This window comes from Spirosoma harenae, from assembly GCF_054776975.1.
Genome location: NZ_BAAHBD010000008.1, coordinates 137,657 through 160,732, shown reverse-complemented (window position 1 = coordinate 160,732; position 23,076 = coordinate 137,657). Strand labels below are relative to the sequence as shown.

18 protein-coding genes are annotated in these 23,076 nt (G+C 46.5%); 4 read left to right on the top strand and 14 right to left on the bottom strand.

Going from position 1 to position 23,076, the window contains the following annotated elements:
* Positions 1-48 precede the first annotated feature (48 nt).
* Both ACYVE4_RS08945 and ACYVE4_RS08940 read right to left on the bottom strand, forming a co-directional pair.
* Complete coding sequence (locus ACYVE4_RS08945; RefSeq protein ID WP_461039175.1) at positions 49-858, bottom strand: SDR family oxidoreductase; 810 nt, start codon at positions 856-858, stop codon at positions 49-51.
* Positions 859-898: 40 nt separating this feature from the next.
* Positions 899-3,139, bottom strand: a complete 2,241-nt coding sequence (locus ACYVE4_RS08940) for a T9SS type B sorting domain-containing protein (RefSeq protein ID WP_461039173.1) — start codon at positions 3,137-3,139, stop codon at positions 899-901.
* 68 nt (positions 3,140-3,207) lie between these two features.
* Between ACYVE4_RS08940 and rlmD the strand changes: the two genes are divergently transcribed.
* Positions 3,208-4,653 (top strand): 23S rRNA (uracil(1939)-C(5))-methyltransferase RlmD, encoded by a 1,446-nt coding sequence (gene rlmD / locus ACYVE4_RS08935; RefSeq protein ID WP_461039171.1) that lies wholly within the window; start codon positions 3,208-3,210, stop codon positions 4,651-4,653.
* A gap of 10 nt (positions 4,654-4,663) precedes the next feature.
* Here rlmD and ACYVE4_RS08930 read toward each other — a convergent pair whose 3' ends face one another.
* From ACYVE4_RS08930 to rho, 12 genes are all read right to left on the bottom strand, one after another.
* A complete protein-coding gene (locus ACYVE4_RS08930) occupies positions 4,664-5,653 on the bottom strand; it encodes a ComEA family DNA-binding protein (protein WP_461039169.1) in 990 nt (329 codons plus the stop codon).
* 71 nt (positions 5,654-5,724) lie between these two features.
* The gene (locus tag ACYVE4_RS08925; RefSeq protein WP_461039167.1) at positions 5,725-6,309 is read right to left on the bottom strand and encodes a phosphatase PAP2 family protein; all 585 of its coding nucleotides are present in this window, start codon (positions 6,307-6,309) and stop codon (positions 5,725-5,727) included.
* The gene (locus ACYVE4_RS08920) at positions 6,293-6,958 is read right to left on the bottom strand and encodes a Uma2 family endonuclease (RefSeq protein ID WP_461039165.1); all 666 of its coding nucleotides are present in this window, start codon (positions 6,956-6,958) and stop codon (positions 6,293-6,295) included. Before ACYVE4_RS08920 ends, ACYVE4_RS08925 begins: the two co-directional genes overlap by 17 nt.
* A gap of 46 nt (positions 6,959-7,004) precedes the next feature.
* Complete coding sequence (locus tag ACYVE4_RS08915) at positions 7,005-7,919, bottom strand: sugar phosphate isomerase/epimerase family protein (RefSeq protein WP_461039164.1); 915 nt, start codon at positions 7,917-7,919, stop codon at positions 7,005-7,007.
* 61 nt (positions 7,920-7,980) lie between these two features.
* On the bottom strand, positions 7,981-8,748 hold the full coding sequence (gene deoC / locus ACYVE4_RS08910; protein WP_461039163.1) for a deoxyribose-phosphate aldolase: 768 nt from the start codon (positions 8,746-8,748) through the stop codon (positions 7,981-7,983).
* Between the two features lie 162 nt (positions 8,749-8,910).
* A complete protein-coding gene (locus ACYVE4_RS08905) occupies positions 8,911-9,144 on the bottom strand; it encodes a response regulator transcription factor (protein WP_461039162.1) in 234 nt (77 codons plus the stop codon).
* 106 nt (positions 9,145-9,250) lie between these two features.
* Complete coding sequence (gene trpS, locus ACYVE4_RS08900; protein WP_461039160.1) at positions 9,251-10,222, bottom strand: tryptophan--tRNA ligase; 972 nt, start codon at positions 10,220-10,222, stop codon at positions 9,251-9,253.
* An 86-nt stretch (positions 10,223-10,308) separates the two neighbouring features.
* Positions 10,309-12,576 (bottom strand): NADP-dependent malic enzyme, encoded by a 2,268-nt coding sequence (locus ACYVE4_RS08895; protein ID WP_461039158.1) that lies wholly within the window; start codon positions 12,574-12,576, stop codon positions 10,309-10,311.
* Between the two features lie 147 nt (positions 12,577-12,723).
* Positions 12,724-13,281, bottom strand: coding sequence for a LuxR C-terminal-related transcriptional regulator (locus ACYVE4_RS08890; protein ID WP_461039156.1), 558 nt, complete (start codon positions 13,279-13,281; stop codon positions 12,724-12,726).
* A 16-nt stretch (positions 13,282-13,297) separates the two neighbouring features.
* Positions 13,298-15,445 (bottom strand): tetratricopeptide repeat-containing sensor histidine kinase, encoded by a 2,148-nt coding sequence (locus tag ACYVE4_RS08885; RefSeq protein WP_461039154.1) that lies wholly within the window; start codon positions 15,443-15,445, stop codon positions 13,298-13,300.
* Between the two features lie 34 nt (positions 15,446-15,479).
* Positions 15,480-17,309 (bottom strand): sensor histidine kinase, encoded by a 1,830-nt coding sequence (locus ACYVE4_RS08880; RefSeq protein ID WP_461039153.1) that lies wholly within the window; start codon positions 17,307-17,309, stop codon positions 15,480-15,482.
* 298 nt (positions 17,310-17,607) lie between these two features.
* Positions 17,608-19,830, bottom strand: coding sequence for a transcription termination factor Rho (gene rho / locus ACYVE4_RS08875; protein WP_461039151.1), 2,223 nt, complete (start codon positions 19,828-19,830; stop codon positions 17,608-17,610).
* 577 nt (positions 19,831-20,407) lie between these two features.
* Here rho and ACYVE4_RS08870 point away from each other — a divergent pair.
* From ACYVE4_RS08870 to lptC, 3 genes are read left to right on the top strand one after another with little or no spacing between them, the layout of a single operon-like run.
* On the top strand, positions 20,408-21,199 hold the full coding sequence (locus tag ACYVE4_RS08870) for a type III pantothenate kinase (protein ID WP_461039149.1): 792 nt from the start codon (positions 20,408-20,410) through the stop codon (positions 21,197-21,199).
* Positions 21,159-22,463: an OmpP1/FadL family transporter gene (locus ACYVE4_RS08865; protein WP_461039147.1), complete on the top strand. Its 1,305-nt coding sequence runs from the start codon at positions 21,159-21,161 to the stop codon at positions 22,461-22,463. The genes ACYVE4_RS08870 and ACYVE4_RS08865 overlap by 41 nt, the downstream gene beginning before the upstream one ends.
* A 22-nt stretch (positions 22,464-22,485) precedes the next feature.
* Positions 22,486-23,073, top strand: a complete 588-nt coding sequence (gene lptC, locus ACYVE4_RS08860) for an LPS export ABC transporter periplasmic protein LptC (RefSeq protein ID WP_461039145.1) — start codon at positions 22,486-22,488, stop codon at positions 23,071-23,073.
* Positions 23,074-23,076: the final 3 nt, after the last annotated feature.

Genomic DNA, 23,076 nt, shown 5'->3' with positions numbered 1-23,076 from the left:
AAAGTCGATAGCATAGCTGTTCAATCAGTCAACAAGGCTATCAGTCAATTATTTCTTTAATGGCGAGTCTTTTTCTTTGGCTAATGTGTTGTATACCAGGGTATCAGCAAGGCCGGGGAGCCACTTATTGATAAAAACGGTAAATTTTCCCTGAGTCGTTAAAATGAGTTCACGTTTGCGCGCTTTTACCGCCCGCAAAATATGGTTGGCACATTCTTCGGCACTCATCATCGAACTTTCGTCGCGCATGGTTTCGCCTTTTGCCTGTCCGTGGGCATCGAGCGCGGATACCCGAATGTTTGAAGCTGTAAAACCAGGGCAAGCTGTCAGTACGTGAACTCCTGTGTGCAGCAATTCCGTCCGAACGGCTTCCAGAAAGCCATTCATCGCAAACTTAGACGCTGAATAACCACTTCGAACGGGTAATCCGCGATAACCTGCAATCGACGAAATGCCTACGATTGATCCTTTTGCCTGCTGAATATGGGGGAGTGCATACCGCGTCGCATAAACAGTACCCATAAAGTTTATATCCATAACTTTCTGAATAACAGACGGATCAGTGTCAATCAGCATGGAACGCATAGAAATTCCCGCATTGTTGATCAGAATATCCAGGCGACCAAAATGAGCAATTGTTTGCTCGATCAGACGCTTGACATCCGATTCAACACTCACATCTGCTGTTAGCGAAAGTACGTCAATGCCAGCCGTAGTAAGCTCCTGATTGACAGATTGTAATGCATCAGCTTTGCGGGCGCAGATCACGATCCGGGCTCCCTCGCGCCCAAAGGCAAAGGCGAGTGCCCGTCCTATACCTGACGAGGCACCAGTAATAAGTACTACTTTATCGTTCATAAGAGAAGGCCAAAGATAGGGCAAAAAGAGTCGACTCTTTTTATCTCATCACTGTTACTGTGCCTTTTAGGGTCCGCTGTGTGGTAACTAGAAGGTAATAATAGGTGCCAGTAGGCGAATCAGTACCGTACCAACGGAATTTCGGGTCGGTAGAGGAGAAAACAACGGCTCCCCAGCGATTAGTGACGTCAATCCGCCTGAACTGTTCGTCACAGGAGTTTTCTGGTAAGTCTTTGACCGCGAAATAATCATTAATACCATCACCGTTTGGCGTAAACACATTAGGGATTTTGATGTCTGCGCTAAAGATGGGCTTTGTAACATGGAAGGTAACCGTAGTCATATCCGTGTGATTAGGCTGACACGAACGGTCGTCTACGACAAAGTCGACAACAAACGTAGCCTCGGTTTTGCCCGCCATTAATTCACAGGTGGGCTTCCAGGTAAAGGCCGACTGAAGTGTTGGCAAACCTGATTTATTGGTAAAAGTCATGCCCATAGCTTTCATGTCGAATCCGCGTCCGGTGCCCGTTAGTCGGAGCGTGTCCCGATCGGGGTCATTACCGAGTACATCGAAACTAGTATGACCTGCCGAATCACTTGGACTGACGGTTAATTCGATCACCTGTTGAGACAAAGTGGTTCGCACACTCGGCGGTTGACTGGGAATTCCAATGGCAGCAAGCCTGACAGTAACTGTGTCCCGTAAATTTTGCCCACACCTTATATCAGTTACAATGAAATCGACTACATAATCGGTTTGGGTTGCTTGAGTACAGGTCGGTTTCCACGAAAAAGGCTGGGATACTTTTCCGACACCTGAGGCTGAGGCAAACGTCATTCCAGCCTGTGCTAACGTAAATCCGCGCCCAACAGCCTGAATTGTAATATTGTCATTGTCAATATCGCTTCCTAATGCGTTGAATGTCAACGAAGATCCTACTGTTACCTTGCCCTGATTGCTAAGCAGGTCTGTGCTTGCTCTCGGCTTGTTGTTGAGCGAAGGGATGATACTCAGGCGAATACTAATAGTATCGCTAAGCCCTTGTGGACATCCATCATCCGTTGCTCGGATCAGGAGGGTAAATGGTTTTCCATCGCTACCAACGCATCGCCCGAAACAAAATTTCGCTTGTAGTGTATCTCGTCCGGTACGGGTAAACAGATCGCCTGGGGCAAGCGATAAGCCCGGCAACGAACCGCTCATGTTGGTGATCGTAATGCGCTGGTTCGCGTCGATATCCGTGATGTATAAGTTCAGGCAATTGGTGTCTTTCTCGGAAATAGTGATAACCGTACCCTCCTTATAAAAGGTCTTTTGACCATCTGGGCGAAACAGAAGTTGGGGTGGATTGTTTTTGGGGCAATCGATAACCAATACCTGAAAATCTCGTCGGACAAGGCCAATTAATTTTTTAGCCCGGTACTCGGCAACTTCGACCGAAATAACGTATAAGCCAGCTCGATTTGGTGTGACGCTCAATAAACCTGTGCGAGCATTTACCTGCAATGGAGCAGTTCCTGGAATTTCGTTTGCGTTGGAGATGCCAGCATTCCACTGAATCGTTGGGTAAGGGCCAGAATAAAATACGGGTTGTTGATTCGAGCTGGCTGGATACGGAACCGCCACGCTACTGAATCCATTGTATGGCGTTACTAAAGTATACGTTAGGCTATCGCCATCAGCATCGGTTGCGCTAAAATCAAGCGTGAACGGTTGGCCAATACAGGCATAGTCACCTTTCGGAATGGTAAATACTGGGGATGAATTCCGGACATTGTTGATTAGTGCTGGGAACTCCAGATAAAATACCGAACCTGCTCCACCGGGATTGATAATATTACTGATTACGCCATTTCTACAGCAACGCTCCCACGACATATAATAGCCACCGGAGTCATTAAATAGATTAGGATCGAGGGTTAAGTCCAGACTGTATCGGATCAGCAAGGTATTCAGGCTGGCATTCGCGCAGGCGGGTCGAGTATAGACGACACTTTGCTCACTAATTCGACTAAGATCTACGTAGCCAATAATCTGATTCGTACGTTTGGCGAAAATACCAACTCGGACGAATGGATCTTTAGCGTCTACATTACCATTGACCGCATCGAAGTAAAGATTAAGACTGATTCGGTGGCTATACGCGCTTTGTGCTCCCAGATAGCGTAACTCCAGCTCTCCGCCAACGATATGGGTTGCCTGGGCTACATGGCTCATTACCAACAAAAAGCTGGTTAGAAAGATGAAAGCCCATAACGTTCGGTACAAGTTTAACATACGCAGAAATAAATCAATATTGAGACCGTCCGAAAACGGATGCTTAAATTAGCGGTTTTTTGGGACTTATGCGTAGAAGGAGTCATAAAACACCCGAACGGTTGGCAAGCGTTCGAATTGATACGGTAGCAGCCGAGGGTAAATGTATTGTACGTACCGATGAGGGCGTAATTTTTGTCGATAATCCAACCGGAGGACCAGGAGTTGCTCCCGGCGATTTGGTCGATCTGCGCATTACAAACCGGAAAAAACAGTATCGCGAAGCAGTGGCAGAACACGTCCATGAATGGTCGCCGGTGCGAGCGGAGCCATTTTGCGAACATTTTGGTACTTGTGGCGGGTGTAAGTGGCAACATATCCAATACGGCGAACAGCTAGGGTTTAAACATCAGCAGGTTGTCGATCATTTGACCCGCATCGGCAAGGTTGCCCTGCCAACAATTCGGCCTATTTTGCCTGCGCATCCTACTCAGTACTACCGAAATAAACTTGAATTTACCTGCGCCGAAGGACGCTGGCTGACTACGCGCGAAGTCAATACGGATCAATTGATGGATCAGCGGGCCGTCGGCTTTCACGTTCCCGGTCGATTTGATAAAGTACTGCCCATTCATCATTGCTATCTGCAACCTGACCCTTCAAATGCCATTCGACAGGCGGTGAATGACTATGTTTTTCAGCACGACCTGACGTTGTACAACCTGAAATTGCATACTGGCTTTCTGCGAACACTGATTATTCGTACTGCTGCTACTACGCAGCAAATTATGGTTACGTTGCAGGTTGCGCAGGATAATCCGGCACTTCTCAATGGGTTATTGAGCCATTTGAAAGAGACGTTTCCGCAAATCACGTCGCTCAATTATATTCTGAATACCAAGAAGAACGACAGTTACCAGGATCAGGAGGTGATTAACTGGGCTGGGAAATCGTACATTGAAGAGCAAATGGACGATGCAGACGGTCCCCCGTTAACCTTTCGGATTGGCCCGAAATCTTTTTACCAAACCAATGCTCAACAAGCACATAGCCTCTACAAAATCACCCGCGACTGGGCCGGGCTCACTGGTAACGAACGTGTATATGATCTATACACTGGCACCGGCACCATTGCGCTGTTTGTCGCGCGTCGGGCCCGCCAGGTGATAGGCGTAGAGTATGTAGAGGCTTCAGTAGCTGATGCGCGGATCAATGCTCAGGTGAATGGAATTTCGAATACAACATTCGTTGCCGGAGATATGCGTGATATTCTGACCGATAACTTTTTTGACCAGCACGGCCGCCCAGATGTAGTGATTACTGACCCGCCCCGCGCCGGAATGGATGAAGCAGTAACCCGTCAGTTGCTCAAAGCGGCTCCTGAGCGAATTGTGTATGTAAGCTGTAATACGGCCACCCAAGCGCGCGATCTGGGCATTCTAGACGAAGGGTATATAGTTGAAGATGTACAGCCCGTTGATATGTTTCCGCATACGCATCACGTTGAAAATGTAGCGCTGCTCAGACGTCGGTAAGTCACTTCAGTCAAAACTCCAGATAGGGAGCAATTTTCTCGATAGTTTTTGCATCCAGCATTTTGATCGGTTTCAATGATTCTGGAGAGGTATAAGCACCATGCTGCTCGCGGTAATTGACAATCATCTGAGCTTGGCGTCGAGATAAAAATGGATGTCGATCTAATTCGTCTACGGAGGCTGTATTGATCGGCATTTTGCGAACTGCTGACTGGATAAGGCCGAATTTTTGTAATTCGCTCAGAGCCAATGAGTCTAAACCATAAATATCACGGAACTGATCGGTTGACACGAACCCACCCAGCGCGTCACGAAATTTAATAATCCGTCCGGCTAACGTACTGCCAATCCCTTTCAGGGCGATCAACTGCGAGGTATCGGCTGTGTTCAAGTCGAATGGTTGGAGTACCGGTTTGGATGGTCTTTCGGTGAAATTCGTTCGTTCTGTAAACGCTGGTTTTGAGGAAGAGTTGGCTTCTAAAGCACTGTTTTTGGTATCGGTAAATTGGTCAGTATGAGGAGATACCTTTAGCGTCATATACGGCTCAAGTTGATCGTACAGATCAGGTGGAAAGTCATAAATACGCAGTAAATCTTCTTTCTTCCGGAATCGACCACCTTTGCTACGGTATTTGTCGATGCGCTCAGCTAACCAGCGTGGTGCACCTAATTGTTGCCAACCTGCCAGGCTAACTGTATTCGGATCGAAAGCGAATAGCCTGGGTTCGCTAAACTGTTCGGCAGTGGTTCTATCTTTTTCTGGACGATTACCAAACTGAGGCTGTTTCGCTTCTTCAGCCTTCATTAATGCGACTAGACTGTCAAGTTTACGCTGATCGGCTGCTGATGTATTCGTTGATTTTTTGTCGGCTATAAGCCGATAGGTAAAGGGAAGGGCTAAGCAAAGAAGTGTTAGAAATAGGAGAAGGATAAAGCCCCTAGACTCCTTGTGGGAAAATCCGAAATAATCACGGACAGCGGCATGGAACCGGTTTAGCATAAAAATTACGTACAGTATGTAACTTCCGCAAGCTAAACTGTATTGTTAAATTATGCAACCTTATTTTTAATTTAGTTGATTAATGGCGCTGCGCTATTCCTATAACGACGTTGCCACCAGTGGTAAATAAGTACGCTAAGCCAGGCGGCCAATATGCCAATGCCTATTCCAGCAAGGACATCGAGTGGATAATGAGCCGCTACATAAATCCGACTGTACGATATGATTGCCGCCCACAAAAACCAGCCAACCATCCAGGGATATTTCTTGCCAAATAATAGCCAGAGCGTAGTGGCGAGGGCAAACGTCGTGGCTGCGTGTGAGGAGGCAAAACCGTACTGACCACCGCAGTCCATAACCGGATGAATGAGCTTTTGTAAAGCGACCTCATGACAGGGGCGTAGTCGGTGGGTGAGAGGCTTCAGTACCGACGACGTTACCTGATCACCAATCGCAACGGCTGCGGTGATGGTCAACAAAATGCCAAGCGTTCGTTTTCGATATCGGTAAATAATCCAGCCGATAAGCAGCGCATACAGGGGAAACCAGGTATTACGTTCCGTAACCCAAATCATAAAAGGGTCGAGCCAGGAAGCGTAATGACCGTTTAACCAAAGGAATAAATCGGTATCGAGTTGATTAATCGTTTGTAACACGGTTGACTACCACTTTGTGGTAAATATCCTGCATAGGGATGGTAAATGTATCGATCTGAACAGCCATATCAAGCGATGTATAGTCCTCATTGAGCCAGTGCCGATTGTCCTGTTGCTTGGTGTATACAGAAATAAATGGCACTTCCTGCTCAACATAAATGATATGCTGCACAGACTGAAGCTGTTTGTAACAGCGTAATTTGACATGCATATCTTCCCGATAAGTAGATTCAGAATGGACTTCAACGAGTAGATACGGGTTGATGATGCCAGACTCTTGACCTTTTCGGGGAAATAACTGACTTTCCCCCTTCATTACCAATACATCGGGTTTTACGGCTAATTCGCAGATCGGTACGTACACTAACTTGTTACTACCCATGACACGCAGGTCTGGCGTATCATAGAAAATAGTTCTTAAGGCAGATCCGATGTTTAAAACTATAGTTTCATGTTTATCACTCGCCATTCCGATTTGCGCTCTGATTTGATCATTAACGTATTCAATGTCATAGTCAAGAGGAAACGGTTCTTCGCTTAATTCATCCAGTACGGCCCAGTATTCATCCAGCGTGGCCGGAATAAACACTACAGGGTCGTGCTTGAGTCGTTCGATGATTTGGGTGGCGATTGACGTAGTGGCAATCATTGTAGTAGTTTTTTGTTAAAGATACGAAATGAACTCAAATGGAACATTACAGTACCAGAAACTGGCTCAGGTAATTTCGGGCTGTTAGGATGGCCGTTTGTACATCTTCCGGGCTACCCTCAAAGGCTTTATCTTCAACCTCAATGCAAATTGGTCCCCGGTAGCGAACATCTGTTAAAGCGGCAAAGAAATCACGCCAGCGCACATCACCCAAACCGGGCAATTTAGGCGAATGGTATTCGAGGGGATTCGCCATAATACCCACCCGATTCAATTTTTCTGGATAGAGCTTAACGTCCTTAAGGTGAATATGATGCAGTCGGTCGCGGTAGTCGTAAATAGGTTTGATTTCGTCCATCATTTGCCAGATCAGATGGCTGGGGTCATAATTTAAACCCAGTGCCCGCGACGGAATAATTTCGAACATTCGATCCCAGATAGCGGGCGTGGTAGCCAGATTTTTACCACCGGGCCACTCGTCGTCAGTGAACCACATCGGGCAGTTTTCAATCCCAATTTTTACATTACATTCCTCGGCTACTTTAACAATAGCTGGCCAATGTTCAGCGTATAACTTCAGATTTTCTGTAATACTTAATGACGGATTGCGGCCAATGAACGTGTTGACGACGGGTACGCCCAGTTTTGCGGCAGCTCGGATGATTTTCTTGATATGTTCCCGATAAAATTCGGCCTGTTCAGGATTTGGATCGAGTGGGTTTGGATAATATCCCAGACCAGAAATCGAAATGTTATAGAGTCGCGTTAGCGTATGGATTTGATCAACATCAAGATGGTCGACATTTACGTGAGTAACCCCTGCGTAACGTCGGGTATCGGCACTGCTGGATGGCCAGCACATCAATTCGACGCATTTAAATTGGTGATCGGATGCGAATTTAAGAACGCTATTCAGATCATAATCAGCTAAAATAGCCGAAACAAAGCCAAGATTGAGCATATAAAGAATTTATGGATTTAGAATGACGAGGTAGGATGGTATGGCAACTCTAAAGCGTTTATTAATATCCTTTGAAGTCGGGGACTTGTGGAATTGGCGCATCGGAAACAACCGCACCAAATCGTCGGTAAGCTTCTTCCATGATCGTAACTGTAGCAGAAGTGCCCAATCGGGATACGCCCATTTCTTTTACTTTCAATAACTCATTCAGAGTACGGACTCCGCCAGCGGCTTTTACCCGAACGTCTGAACCAACGTGGTTGAGCATAAGGAGGAGGTCATGTTCAGTAGCACCTTTGTAATTATAGTTACCGTCAGCACCTCTGACAAAACCATAACCCGTCGAGGTTTTGACAAATTCGGCTCCGACCTCGGTACAGATTTCACACAGCCGGATTTTAGGCGCATCGTCAGGCAGGAAATCATTTTCGAAAATAACCTTTAGAATCGCTCCATGCACCTGACAGGTTTTATGGATAACACTGATTTCATTGGTAACGTATGTCCAGTCATTACCCAATACTTTACCAATATTAACCACCATATCAATCTCAACAGCGCCGTCCTGACAGGCCTGCTCCGTTTCAGCAACTTTAATGCTTGTCGTACTATGGCCATGAGGAAACCCGATGACTGTACCGACCAGGACACCAGATTCAGCTAATAGGTCGGCGGCCATGCGAACAGCGTAGGGCTTAATGCAGACCGAAGCTACATCGTATTGCATCGCCAGTTTGCAACCTTCGCGTAATTCCGCATCAGTTAGGGTGGGATGAAGCAGCGAGTGGTCAATCATCTTGGCAATCTCGCGAAGCAGAATTGAATGCATAGCCGTAGGGAAAAGGTCGGCTAAGATACAGGATTGTCCTAAGAAAGTAGGATGGAGTGAAACTCAATTATTCGAGTTCCAGGAAGATACCCGGTTGTTTTATTGACTGGGCCAAAATGAAAAGACCCCCTCTTTTTAACATAAAAGAGGGGGTCGGGGGGCTTACAGTTTTACTAATCCTTCTCGTACTGCCCACAGGGCCATGCCAACCCGGCTTTTTACCTGTAAACGATCAAAGAGGGCTTCCCGGTAGCCATCTACCGTTCGGGGGCTGACGCACATTTTGTCAGCGATCTGGACGTAGGTTAGTTCAGAGCAGGCCAGTTGAAGAAAGTGGCGCTCACGTTGATTTAGTTTCACAGCATTCAGGCTATGAGGGGCAGATAGAACGTACATGGAGTGGAAAATTTAAGTTACTAACATATTTATTAGTAACACCAAGTAACTAGACGTTCATTTATCTTCCAAATCAAATGAGTTAACGGTAGTTTTTTAAATTCTATTAACTAAATCCCAATTTTTCGCGTACACGTGCAATGGTTTTTCCGGCTATTACGCGGGCTTTTTCTTCGCCAGCCTGTAACTCTGTTTCCAGAGCGTCGTTGTTAGTAATATAATAGTTAAAGCGCTCTCGCTCAGTAGCAAACTGCGATAAAATAAGCTCGTAGAATGCTTTTTTTGCCATGCCATACCCATAATTGCCGCCCTCGTACAAACTACGTATCTCGGCAATTTGGGCATCGGATGCCAGCAGGGAATAGAGCTGGAATGTAATATCTGTGTCCGGGTTTTTAGGATCTTCGAGCGGAGTTGAGTCCGATTTTATTTTCTTGATCACTTTCCAAAGTTCATTTTCCGGCAGAAAAATATCGATATAATTATTATACGATTTGCTCATTTTAGCGCCATCAATGCCCGGAATAGTCATTAACCGATCATCAATACGAGCTTCGGGTAAGACAAAAACATCTTCGCCATATTGATGATTAAATGAACTGGCAATATCGCGAGTCATTTCAATATGCTGTCGCTGATCTTTCCCGACAGGAATGATTTCGGCATCGTAGAGTAAAATATCAGCCGCTTGTAAAACTGGGTAAACAAATAAACCCGCATTGACAACCGAGGTCCGATCTGATTTCTCTTTAAACGAAGTCGCGTTGGTCAACATAGGGAACGGAGTAAAGCAACTTAAATGCCACGCAAGTTCGGTATGCTCAGCCACCCGGGATTGCCGCCAGAAGGTATTTTTTTGAGTATCCAGACCAAACGCCAGCCACGTAGCCGCTACGGCTCGTGTAAACTCCCGGCGTAGTGGCCCGTCTTTAATTGTAGTGAGTGAATGGAGATCGGCAATAAATAGAAAAGACTCGTTATCAGCATGTTTTGATAACTCAATGGCGGGCTTGATCGCTCCCAAAATGTTGCCTAAATGCGGACGCCCGCTAGACTGAATACCGGTTAAGATTCTCATTGTACAGTGATGAACGATGAGTGATGAACGATAAGTAATGAGTTATTGACATTCAATACTTATCGTTTATCACTCACCACTAAAAATTATTTCCCCTGCGCTTCCACTACAGCGATGGCGACCATGTTTACGATTTCGCGTTCGGAGGAGCCTAATTGTAAGACGTATACGGGTTTGCGGATACCGAGAAGAATCGGGCCGATGGCGTCGAAACCAGCGGCTTCGCTCATTAAGTTATACGCTATGTTTGCTGCTGATAAGTTAGGAAAAATCAGCGTATTAGCTCCTTCGCCAACCAGTTTGCTAAACGGGTGATTTTGCTGAAGCAATTCGGTATTGAACGCTAAGTGAGCCTGAATTTCCCCATCGACAATCAAATCCGGGTGCTTTTTTTGGAGAATCTCAACGGCGCGATTCATTTTCTCTGCATCGTCGCCTTTGGCACTTCCAAAATTAGAATAGGTAACCAGCGCGATTCGTGGTTTAATATTGAATCGTTCGACGGTCCGGGCGGTCAGTTCCGTTATTTCGACAATTTCTTCCGCTGTAGGGTTGAAATTGACCGTTGTATCCGAGAAAAACAGTGGCCCTCGTTTCGTTAGCAGAATATACATTCCGGCTACTTTTTGAACCCCCGACTCTTTGCCGATGATCTGTAAGGCAGGGCGGATAGTGTCTGGATATGAGCGTGTTAAACCGGAAATTAGCGCATCTGCTTCACCTGTCTCGACCATCATGGCACCGAAGTAATTTCGGACATACATCGATTTACGGGCTTCGGTTGCGTTGACGCCTTTTCGCTTCCGTTTTTCAAAATACAGATCGCCGAACTGTTGAATCAGGTGCTCCTGCTCTGGCGCTCTGGGGTCGAGTATTGGAATTGAGCCCAGGTCCAGACTATTATCCAGAATAAGCTTTTCAATTTTCGCCTGTTCGCCCAACAGAATAGGAAAGGCAATGCCCTCATCGCGAACTTGTTGTGCAGCTTTTAATACTTTTAGATTTTCGGCATCGGCAAAAACTACTCGCTTGGGATTTGCTTTCGCCTTACTCAGAATCACCCGCGAAATCTGATTGTCTTGGCCTAAACGTCGAGCTAATTGCTGCTCATACGCATCCCAGTCCGTAATGGGTTGTCTAGCCACACCCGAATCCATAGCAGCTTTAGCTACTGCTGGTGCGACGCTGGATAGCAAACGCGGGTCAACAGGTTTGGGGAGAATGTAGCCGCGCCCGAAAATCATATTCGATTCACCATAAGCCAGATTGACAAGGTCCGGTACAGGTTTTTTAGCCAGTTCGGCCAGCGCATACGTAGCCGCTAATTTCATGGCTTCGTTGATTTCGGTGGCCCGCACATCCAGTGCTCCCCGGAATATGTAAGGAAACCCGAGTACGTTATTGACCTGGTTGGGAAAGTCGGATCGACCTGTCGCCATAATGATATCGGGCCGGGCTGCCATAGCGTCATCATAGCTGATTTCGGGGTTCGGATTGGCCATGGCAAAGACAATCGCATCCGTTGCCATCAGGCGAATTAAGTCCTGACTTACAATATTGCCCTTTGAAAGACCTATAAATACATCCGCTCCGGTGAATGCATCGGCTAATGAGTTGATATCACGAGTAGTCGCAAATGGACGCATGATCTCGCTCAGATCGGTCCGATCAGTGCGCAATGGACCATTAACGTCGAACATTACCATATTTTCGTGTTTGGCCCCAAGGGCTACATATTGGCGAGCGCACGAAATAGCGGCTGCTCCAGCTCCCAGGATGACAAATTGAGCGGTTTCAATCGACTTATGAACGAGTTCAAGCGCATTGAGCAGAGCCGCTCCACTGACGATGGCCGTACCATGCTGATCATCGTGCATGACCGGAATGTTCATCTCGCGTTTAAGCCGCTCCTCGATCTCAAAACATTCTGGCGCTTTGATGTCTTCCAGATTAACTCCGCCAAACGTCGGTTCCAAAATTTTGACCGTTCGGACAAACTCATTAATATCCTTCGTATTCAATTCTATATCAAATACGTCGATATCGGCATAAATCTTAAATAGAAGCCCTTTTCCTTCCATCACGGGTTTACTGGCTATGGCACCAATATCGCCCAATCCTAAAACAGCGGTTCCGTTGCTGATAACGGCTACCAGATTGCCTTTGGTTGTGTATTTAAAGGCGTCATCAGGGTTCGCTTCGATGGCTAAACACGGCTCGGCTACACCCGGTGAGTAGGCCAGAGAAAGGTCGCGCTGGGTATTGTATTCTTTGCTGGGAATGACTTCAAGTTTGCCAGGGCGCCCCTTGGCATGGTAATCGAGGGCGTCTTCGCGCCGGATTTTCTGCTGCATACGAATTGAATTGTCGATGAACTTTGGTACAGCTCGGGAGCGCGAAGGTACGGAAAAGTGAGTGCGGTTAGATGGAAGTGTTGTAGTTTACTAGCTGATTCATCGAAATCAGGTTACTGAAAGAGGCTGGCCCATTCCGATCCGTATTTAATTTGTCCAACCTTGAGTACGGCTAATATGAATGAGTTCGACAAGGCTGTTAATGCCTAATTTAAGGTAAATATTTTTGCGATGGCTTTTTACAGTTTCATACGTAATGTGTAGTTCGTCAGCCAGTTGCTCCGCCGTTTTGCCAGAAACTAGTCCTTTGATAATTTCTTTTTCGCGTCGGGAAAGAAGAAACCCCTTAACAAAATCATCCGCCGGATTGGGGGGCGACTGTAGTTTGGGGTCAAAAAAACGTGCCCCATTAAGCACGGAATGAATGCCGTTGATAAGTACATCAGAAGGAGAATCTTTCAAAAGGTAGCCTTCCAGGTCCAGGGCTTTCGCTTCAGCCACGAAATGGGCGTGGTTGTACATTGTTACCAGCAAGATTTTAAGGGTTGGTACTTGCTGACGAAGCACACGGGCTGCATCCAACCCATTCAGATTCGGTAAGTTGATATCTAATAGGAGTAAATCGGGAGAATGAGCCTGGATTGCATACGTCAGGTCGGCCCCGTCGAAAACTTGCCGGATCGGTCCAAAGATAGGTCGTAACATTCCGGCCACGGCATCATTAAATAGTCTGTGGTCGTCGGCGATGAGAATGCAACTGTGGGACGAATCCATACGGAATTTCTACAAGCGTACTGGTTCCCTGCTCTGTGGCATCGGTTTGCCAGCGAGCGTTGAGAAAATTGACCCTTGAAGATATATTTTTCAATCCAATTCCGAGGAGTTTCGCCGTATTTTTTGTGGATTGATTACCAATGCCATCATCTTCAATCACCAGGCTTAAACTATCCGAGTGAAATAATAATTGTACCGAAACGTGCTGAGCCTGAGCGTGTTTCTGTATATTGTGAATTAACTCCGAGATTATTCGATAAGCGTTCAGTTCGATTTCAGGCGTTAGCCGCCGTGGATGGCCAAACACCACAAACTGGAAACGAGGGTCGTTGAGTGAGCGAATAAACTGTTGGACACTTTCAACCAATCCCAACCGCTCAAAGTCGGGCGGCATCAGGTTATGCGCAATTTGCCGAACCTTGTCACCTGCCTGGGCCGATACCTGCTTTATTTGTAGAATCCGCTGTTGAAATTCCCTGATCGAATGACTTTGAAGGGTTTGGGAGAGCAGATGGTTTATGGTCGCGATGACACCGCCTAAGTCGTCGTGCAGATCGGCGGCAATGCGCTGACGTTCAGAGTCCTGCGCATTCATGATTTGGGCGTTGGCTTCGGCCTGGGTTTTGGTCAGTTGGAGAACCGCTTCTGCCCGTCTTTTTCGCAGTTGCTGGGTATATAATAGCAATATCAGAACACTAATCAGAAACAGGGAGGTGGTACCTACGTAGATTAAATGATTTTGCTGAAGCTGAGCTTCTTTCTGAAAACGTTCTTTCTGAAACTGATTTTGTAATTGCTTCTGCCGACTTTGCTGACTGGCAAGAAGCAGTTGAGCTTTCTGGTTATCGAGTTGCCGATCTTGCTCGGCTAACAAGGCTTTTTCTCTGAGCGCATCATTTTGTACGTTAGCACGAAGTCGGTCTAGTTCTGCTTGTTTCTGAATCATTAGCAAACGTTGGTGCTGTAATTGATGTTCCTGCTGATTCTGGGTTGTAAGCTGATCGAGCTCGGCTCGTTTCTGAATAGTGGCTAATTCTTTCGCGCGTAGGTCGCTCTCGGCTGAGTCGCGAAGGATTATAAATTGTTTATAATTGATCAGCCCGTTTTTCCAGTCACCTTGCCGTTCAGCTACCACATAACGAGCATAGTGGGCACGTCGTCGAGAGTAGGAAATAGCACGTTGTTGAGCGAAAACCCGGTTTGTATAGGCCAGCGCCAGTTCATTCTGCCCTAATTCGGCATACGCGCAGGCCAGCGTCGACCAGGTGCCAGCCATACCAAACGGATTATTCATGGCTTCCCAAATGAGGGCCGCTTTTTTGCCATAGTAAATGGCTTTGTTGTACTGCTGATATTTCAGGTACAGTTCCGACAAATCGTCATAGCTGTACGCGTGATTCGATTGATGATCTTTGTTGGAGAAAAGCGCTTCTACGGCCAAAAAATGTTTTTCACTTTCGGAGAAATTGTGATCAAAATAAATGAAGGCAATTTTCTGCTCGATTTCCATCTGGAAATTGATGAAATCAGTTCCCGGAAGGTTCTTCGTTTTCATCAGGCCGGAAAGTGCTTTTTTCAAGAATCTGAGCGCATTCGTCGTGTCGCCTGATATACCGTAGATTTCGCCCAGATTCATATCGACTCGCCACGCGATGGGTGGTCGAACTTTGGCTTTCCGTAATGCGTCCAGTGCTTGTAAATTAACCCGGAGGGCGCCTGGGTAATTCTGTAAAATATTATGGTAGTAGTACTCGTCCAGTAGGATTCCACGGATCTCAAATTCAGTATCCTGGCGTTCGCGCGCCTGACGGACCAGTTCATTGCCAAAATACCGGATGCTATCTTTATGACCAGCCCAGCGTCCGTAAAGCCTTCCCAGATAATACAGCGTCTCGAATCGAAGGCTGTCATTTAACCGAGTTTTATGTTCACTCGATAAATGCGCATATACTTTCTTGACCACTCTGGATAAACTATCCATATAGGCCAAATCGCCCCGTCGATCAATTTTGAAGGGAGGTAAAAACTGCGCCTGACTATTTATTGCCAACCAAACGATCAGCAGGAAAGTCGTATAAACTTTTCGATACCACATAGGTAAGCAATTATCTGGCAGTGATAAACAGTGATTAATTCTGAGCAATAGGCTCATAAGGAATTTCGACTAGCGTGGTGGTTCCCTGCCCGGTAGCATCAGTCTGCCAACTGGCATGGAGGTACTTCACACGAGAAGATATATTCTTTAAACCAATTCCAGTTTGCAGGCCATCGGCTGACTCACCATATCCACCCACGCCATCATCTTCAACTACCAGGCTTAAGCTGTCGTCGTGAAACAGTAGCTGAACTGAAATGTGTTGAGCCTGAGCGTGTTTCTGTACATTGTGAATCAGTTCCGATAAAATTCGATACGCATTAAGTTCTACATCCGGAGCGAGCCGTCTGGGTTCACCGTATACAACGCATTGGATATGAGCATCGTTGAGTGAATAAACCAGCTGTTGAATGCTATAAACCAGCCCCAATCGTTCAAAGTCGGGCGGCATTAAGTTGTGGGCAATCGTACGGATTTTATCACCTGCCTGTGCCGATAGATCTTTAATCTGGCTCACCTGTTGCTTTAGTTCAGACAGCGTATTTACGCTAAGACTTTGTGTCAGTTGGTGAGTAAGGGTAGCAATCAACCCACCCAGATCGTCGTGCAGATCGGCGGCAATGCGCTGACGTTCGGAATCCTGTGCGTTTAAGAGTGCTTTTTTGACCTGACTTAATTGAATCAGAGTGGCTTCACGGTCTCGGACCAACTGATTGATTACGCCTATGCCTAGCACAATGATCTCGAATAGAGGAGCATAGTACCGGAGGTAATAATGCCAATCCTGGGTCGGCATCAGGTTGGCGCTATTCAATACCCGAACCACAACAATAAGTAAGAACGGAGCAATGGCCAACAAATAGGAGCGGGCTTCCTGACTTCCTTTGGCCAGGCAAATCAGTAGATAAACAAACGTGAAACTAGCGGTGGAGCCGGTGGTAATCAGCGCAATATCAGCTGTTCGTTCTTGAAACGGAGTGAGCAGGACATACAAAAACCAGCCAATCTGCATTCCAATAACTGCGTAGCAGGCCCACTTGAGCCACTGGACAGGATAAGGGAGCCGTTTATAGACGTATTGTTGGGTAAACAATAAGTTGGCGATAAAACTAACCGAAACGCCCAATGCATAGCCTTTGATATGATTAAACGGCTCGGGTGCATAATGCGCCAGAACGCCTTCAATGTTAAGGTTATAGATCGCTGTTCCGAAGGCCTGTATGGAGTAATACAGCCAGATTCGTTTGTGCGAGGTCAAAAAAAGAATAAAGCCCGTCAGGGCAATCAGAAGTAGAATAATTGCGGGCAGAATCAGGATCGTAGTCTCGGTGGCGTAATAATGATGGTAGGCTGATTTCTCCCAAATTCGGATAGGGGTAATTAACGTGCCACTACGCTCCTGGGTACGGATAAATACACGGACAGTTTGGTGGGCTTCTATATTCAGTGGGAAAGCGAAATAACGAGATGGAATTTCCCGATTCCAGAGTGGCACACGCCAACTATCATGCTCAATTCGTTTACTAATTGTTGAGCCCTCCAGTACATAAAAACTCATTTCATCGGCGTAGACAATGTCGACTTCAAGAACAAATTGCCCGGCTCGGCTCGCCTTATTCTGACAAGTAAACGTAAGCCAGTGAGTGAGCCCATCGGTACCAAAATTCGGATGCGAAGTGCCTACCGGCCGAAAATCAGAAAGTTGTAACTGGTTTATGGTACGTGTACCAGCCGAGTCGGTGAACGCCATTAGGCATTCAGATAGGTAGGCACCGTTCGATAAACTGTCCAGAAACAGGCAGGGCTGTGCCCGGCTGCCGAAGGATAATAAAAAAAATGTCAGACCCAGGAAAAGCCTTCGCATGCGGATCAGCAGTAATGTGGCTTTAGTCATTCACTAGTACAAAACAACTGGAGATAAGCAGATAAAAAAATCCCCCTTGAGGGGGATTGTCAGGGGGAAATTAGAGTATGAACTTTGGGGTATTCAATTCTATCCACACCATTTAATACTTTCTTTTTATAACTTCTATCCACATACCTCTCTGTTTTTATCGTTCCCGTATTAACAGAAATAAGAAAGTATAAAAAACAGCTTTAATGAAAAAAGCCGCACTAGTTTCAACTGGTGCGGCTTTTAGTTTAGCGGATAATCGAGAATCTTAGCGATTCATCGAAATCAGGAATTCTTCGTTATTCCGGGTACCTTTCATGCGATCAAGTAGGAAATCCATGGTTTCCATTGGATTCATGTCGGCCATGTGTTTGCGCAGAATCCAAACACGTTGCAGCGTTTCTTTGTCCAGCAGCAGATCTTCCCGACGGGTACCCGAAGCCAGTACATCAACCGCCGGATAAACCCGTTTGTTGGCTAGTTTACGGTCGAGTTGGAGTTCCATGTTACCCGTACCTTTGAATTCTTCAAAGATCACTTCGTCCATTTTAGAACCCGTATCGATCAGAGCTGTAGCAATGATGGTCAGTGAACCGCCATTTTCGACATTCCGGGCTGCTCCGAAGAACCGCTTGGGCCGGTGCAGGGCATTGGCATCCACACCACCTGAAAGGATTTTACCCGACGAGGGAACAACCGTATTATAGGCACGCGCCAGACGAGTGATCGAATCCAACAGAATCACCACATCGTGGCCGCACTCAACCATTCGCTTGGCTTTTTCAAGCACCATGCTCGATACTTTTACGTGCCGGTCAGCCTGCTCATCGAACGTAGACGAGATCACTTCGGCATTCACACTGCGTGCCATGTCAGTTACCTCCTCCGGACGTTCATCAATCAGTAATACGATCAAATAGATTTCGGGGTGGTTCTTCGTAATGGCGTTGGCAATTTCTTTCAGCAGAACGGTTTTACCGGTTTTCGGCTGAGCCACAATCATACCACGCTGACCTTTACCGATCGGAGCAAACAAGTCCAACACGCGGGATGAATAGTTTTCCGGGCGATTGCTTAGGCGAATATGCTCATCGGGGAATAGGGGAGTCAGGTATTCAAATGGAATACGATCCCGAATTTCTTCCGTGGTTTTTCCATTTACCGTTGATACCCGTAACAAGGCGAAATATTTTTCGCCCTCTTTCGGTGGCCGAATGGCTCCGCGTACGGTATCGCCGGTTTTCAGACCAAATAATTTGATCTGAGAAGGAGATACGTAAATATCATCGGGGCTGGCCAGGTAATTGTAATCGGCCGAACGAAGGAAACCATAGCCGCCGTCCTGCATAATTTCCAACACACCTTCATTGTCGATGATGCCGTCGAACTCGCGGATGTGCTGATTATACTGCCGTCGGATGCGATTCTGGTACTCTTGAGCCTCCCGATTAGGTGGGGGAAGTTGCGGTTGAGGAGTCGCTCCTCCGTCGGTTTGTGGCGTTTCTGTAGGCGTACCAACCGGCTCCGCATTAGTTTCCGTTACTGCAACAATTGGCTCGGCTGCCGATTGCATGTTTGCCGCATTTTCGTCCGATACGACTGTTGGTGTTATAAAGTCCTCATCAGGCGTGGTACCGTAATTCAGCGTTAGTTCATCGGAAACAACCCGTTGTGTACGTGGACGTTGATCACGTCGTTGATTGTTATCACGTGGGTTACTTGTGCCTGAGCCATTCTCGGCCCGATCCCGATTCGAATCGAACCGTTGCCGATTAGTATCCCGCGACCATTCTTGGCGGCCATTTCGTTGCTGATTTTGATCGGGTCGATTTGGTCGATCCTGCCGATCCTTATCATTCCGGGGGTTATTTTGTCGGAAATTACGGTCTGTTGATGATCCGCCCTCTTCGCCTTCCCGCCGATTATCGGTCCGGTTACGGTTGGGATTGTTAAACTGACCATTCCGCTGACCAGATTCGCGTTGTTCACGAGGCTGGCTGATGGGTTGGACAGGCTCGATGGTACTTTCAACGGGCGTACTAACAGAGGGGTTCTCAACCGGCGGAACTTCTGACACCGCTGGTGTTGATACAACTGGTGTATTTTCCCCGAAAGGTAACGTTGGCGCACTCTCGGCCACAACAGGCGGCTTCGTAGTTTCCACACGGTCACGCCGTATACGCTGACGAGGCTGAGTACTTAGCGCTGCTTCAGCGACGGGTGTTTCTACTGTTGCCACAACTGGCTGAGGAGTTGGTTCAGGTACTACGTCAGCTTGAGTAGCAACAGGCTTAGGTCGTTTACCTTTCCGGGGCGCTTCAGAAGCGGGGGCTTCCGTTTCGACCGGGCCAGGCTGTTCCGACTGTTGTTTTATGATTTCGTAAATCAGTTTTTCTTTTGTGAATTTGGCGAGATTACGAATGCCAAATTGTCCGGCAATAGGATGAAGCTCCGCGAGGGTCTTCTTATCTAATTCTTCTTTCTTTAACATAAAGGTCAGGTTATCGAGAAACCTATAATGGACCGCCTGCGCGGTAAAGATGGATGTTGGGGATTGTTGAAACTAAGAAACCGCAGTTTGTGTAGGCGTGTTAAGAGACCCATATTGGTCTGATGTGGGGCAATTGATTACTACCAAATTAACCTCAACAGATTTACCTAATTACGTGATGAAACTAACTCAAAACTATTAATTGGGGTGATTTGCCTGATCCAAACACAACCGTCTGGTGGGGCCAGATTTGGTGTTTATAAAAACGTTTGGAAAATGGCGGTTCGCCGTGGTGATTATCTGCCGTCGCTAAAGGCTATCGCTTTGTTGAAAACCTATCTACCGACCTGGATTGATAGAAACAAAGGTAATAGTTTGTTACGGTTTTGTCAAGAAAACGTTATTCCGAAAAAAATGTTTCCTTTTTCAGGATAAAAATCGGTTAAAAAACTATAGGAATGGTCAGCGGAAATTATGAAAACTCCCACCCCTTAAGAAAAGTCGTCGTTAAAAATCCTTAAATCAGACAGGAATTACAAATTTGTTTTCTGAATATTCGTTGCACTTCTGTACTCGAATGCAAGCAAAAATACCTGATATAATCCCCGTAAAAGCGTTGAATCTGGTGATTGACTGGGGAAATTCCAGTCTGAAAACGGGCTGGTTTGCCGACGATATATTACTTGAAACAGGACGGTATTCGACCCCCGAGGAATTGCTAGCGACATTGGTTAACCGATCGGTTGGTCATGTATTAGTCTCTTCGACAAGTAGACCTGCTGATGAAATTCAGGCTGGATTTGTGGGGCTGCAAACTGATTTTCTGGTGCTGAACAGCCATACGAACGTTCCCATACGAAAGGCATACGATACGCCACATACACTTGGGGCAGATCGTATTGCCGCTGCAGTGGGCGCTACGGCGCTTTTTCCAGATCAGGATTGCCTGATTCTTGATTTGGGAACCTGCCTGACGGCTGATTTGATTGATCGAGATGCCGTATTTCAGGGTGGACTGATTTCGCCGGGATTGCACATGCGGTTTCGGGCGATGCATGAGCAAACGGCCCGATTGCCTTTAGTGAATGTATCGTCGGATTGGCCTGCTGTAACGGCGAAAAATACGCGGGCGGCTATGCAGAGTGGCGTTATGAACGGACTGGCGTTTGAGCTAAATGGAATTATTGATTTCTATCGCCACGAGCGGCCAGATATTGTCGTATTGCTATGTGGGGGCGATGGCCCTTTCTTTGAAAGTCGTCTGAAACCGCCGATATTTGCAGTTTCGGACTTAGTGCTGATCGGATTGAATCGAATATTACGCTATAATGTTGAGAATTTACAAGCGCATACGCCAGGTCACAATTAGTAGTTTGCTGGCTGTTGCCGCGACATCGCCAATGGTATTGGCACAGGGACTAGGGAACTCGCCCTATTCTGCGATTGGCATTGGTGAACAATATAGCCCGGCTCACGTAGCGAATATGGGGATGGGCGACGTAGGGGTTAGTAATGCCAGTGTTTTCTACATGAATCTGCAAAACCCTGCACTGCTGGCCCGTCGAAACCGATTTACTGTATTTGAAGTCGGTTTAATTGGGGAAACAAAAGGGCTAAGTCAGAACATCAGCAATGTAGTTCATAATCAAAATAATACGGCTGTTAATTTAGGGTATCTGGCATTGGCTTTTCCCGCTAGCTCCCGCTGGAACATGGCAATCAGCTTAAAGCCATATACCTACGTAAACTATAATATAAGACAACAAACCACAGTACCCGGTACCGTTTATCCCGCAGAGTATAACTACACCGGAAAAGGTGGCTTGAATAAAGCGACATTTTCCAATGGTTATCGATTAGGTAAAAATATATACGCAGGTGTAGAAGGCTCATTTTTGTTCGGGAACATCACATATTCGTCGGATTCGCGGGCTTATACGGGCTCTACACAGGATGTGCTTGTCAATCGGCTGAATCGGGTTACTTATAGCGATGTTGTATTTAAGCTAGGGGCCGCCTGGCGTCCTAAGCTCAGCGATAAATGGACAATGAATTTAGGTGCTACATACGAACCACAAACAGGTGTAAAAGCGCAACAAACAGACATTTATCAACAAACGACAGCTGATAAACAGGCTATTGCAGCACCTGATACGCTCCGGCTAAATTCAACCAGCAAAGCCATTCTACCCAATCAGATGCGCTTCGGTATCACGCTGGAGAAATCTAATTCATTACTGTTTGGGGTAGACGTTGGGTACCAGCAGTGGAGTCAATTCCGTACGGCCGATAATACGTCAGGTAATCTATCCAATACTATGAATGTGGCTGCGGGAATTGAATACACCCCCAATCCGGCGTCGAGCCGATATCGGGATTTGATGACGTTTCGGGCGGGTTTTCAGTACAATCAGATGCCCTATCAGATTGGTAACTCGAAAATTAATGATATCAATGGAAGTCTGGGGTTGTCGTTGCCAATTGGAGCATACCGGGTGAATCAGGTGACGATTGCGTTGGTAGCAGGACAACGTGGTGTTTTATCAGCTACACAGATTCGAGAGCGTTATGTGCGAATCGCTTTAGGCTTCTCTCTGAACGACTTATGGTTCCGTAAGCCGGTTATTGACTAAATTACTTACTAAAACGTAACGAATGACAGAGGAAGTGAATAAGAACCGGAGTTCTCGACATTGTAGCCAGTATGTCTATTCTGCATTCTTATTTATTTTCTCTTCTCTCTTCCTTCTGGCTTGTGGCGACTCGAAACAGGCTAAAAAGGTAGAGCCATATAGTGGTCCAATCGAAGAAATTAACGATGTTAAGTTGTTGTATAGCGAGGCTGCTGTACTAAGGGTGAAATTGACAACGGCTAAGCAACTTCGATATACTAATGAAAATCGCCGTTATCCCAAGCCTGTCTACATTTCGTTTTTCGGGCCAACAGGTGAGGAAATGACGACTGTTCGATCCGATTCCGGTCGCTATGATAAGTCCAAGGATATATATGTCGTGATGGGCCACGTAGAAGTTCTGAACAAGCAGAAACAGGAGAAGTTACTGACACCTGAATTGACCTGGAATCCAGTTACCAAGAAAGTTTACACCGATAAACCCGTAACCGTACTTAGTCAGCAAACGGGCGAAAAATTGTATGGGGTTGGACTTGATGCCAATCAGGATTTTACCAAATACGCCATCCGTAAAGTAACGGGCGTTTTCAACGTTGACGCTGGGATTTAATAA

Excerpts from the sequence above, each read along its gene's own strand:
- ACYVE4_RS08905 (WP_461039162.1), bottom strand. The coding sequence starts at position 9,144 with ATGTACGTTCTATCTGCCCCTCATAGCCTGAATGCTGTGAAACTAAAT.
- ACYVE4_RS08940 (WP_461039173.1), bottom strand. The coding sequence starts at position 3,139 with ATGTTAAACTTGTACCGAACGTTATGGGCTTTCATCTTTCTAACCAGC.
- ACYVE4_RS08870 (WP_461039149.1), top strand. The coding sequence starts at position 20,408 with ATGCAAGCAAAAATACCTGATATAATCCCCGTAAAAGCGTTGAATCTG.
- lptC (WP_461039145.1), top strand. The coding sequence starts at position 22,486 with ATGACAGAGGAAGTGAATAAGAACCGGAGTTCTCGACATTGTAGCCAG.
- rho (WP_461039151.1), bottom strand. The coding sequence starts at position 19,830 with ATGTTAAAGAAAGAAGAATTAGATAAGAAGACCCTCGCGGAGCTTCAT.
- ACYVE4_RS08920 (WP_461039165.1), bottom strand. The coding sequence starts at position 6,958 with ATGATTGCCACTACGTCAATCGCCACCCAAATCATCGAACGACTCAAG.
- ACYVE4_RS08890 (WP_461039156.1), bottom strand. The coding sequence starts at position 13,281 with ATGTTACGACCTATCTTTGGACCGATCCGGCAAGTTTTCGACGGGGCC.
- rlmD (WP_461039171.1), top strand. The coding sequence starts at position 3,208 with ATGCGTAGAAGGAGTCATAAAACACCCGAACGGTTGGCAAGCGTTCGA.
- ACYVE4_RS08915 (WP_461039164.1), bottom strand. The coding sequence starts at position 7,919 with ATGCTCAATCTTGGCTTTGTTTCGGCTATTTTAGCTGATTATGATCTG.
- ACYVE4_RS08880 (WP_461039153.1), bottom strand. The coding sequence starts at position 17,309 with ATGCGAAGGCTTTTCCTGGGTCTGACATTTTTTTTATTATCCTTCGGC.
- ACYVE4_RS08865 (WP_461039147.1), top strand. The coding sequence starts at position 21,159 with ATGTTGAGAATTTACAAGCGCATACGCCAGGTCACAATTAGTAGTTTG.
- ACYVE4_RS08885 (WP_461039154.1), bottom strand. The coding sequence starts at position 15,445 with ATGTGGTATCGAAAAGTTTATACGACTTTCCTGCTGATCGTTTGGTTG.
- ACYVE4_RS08895 (WP_461039158.1), bottom strand. The coding sequence starts at position 12,576 with ATGCAGCAGAAAATCCGGCGCGAAGACGCCCTCGATTACCATGCCAAG.
- ACYVE4_RS08945 (WP_461039175.1), bottom strand. The coding sequence starts at position 858 with ATGAACGATAAAGTAGTACTTATTACTGGTGCCTCGTCAGGTATAGGA.
- deoC (WP_461039163.1), bottom strand. The coding sequence starts at position 8,748 with ATGCATTCAATTCTGCTTCGCGAGATTGCCAAGATGATTGACCACTCG.
- ACYVE4_RS08930 (WP_461039169.1), bottom strand. The coding sequence starts at position 5,653 with ATGCTAAACCGGTTCCATGCCGCTGTCCGTGATTATTTCGGATTTTCC.
- trpS (WP_461039160.1), bottom strand. The coding sequence starts at position 10,222 with ATGAGAATCTTAACCGGTATTCAGTCTAGCGGGCGTCCGCATTTAGGC.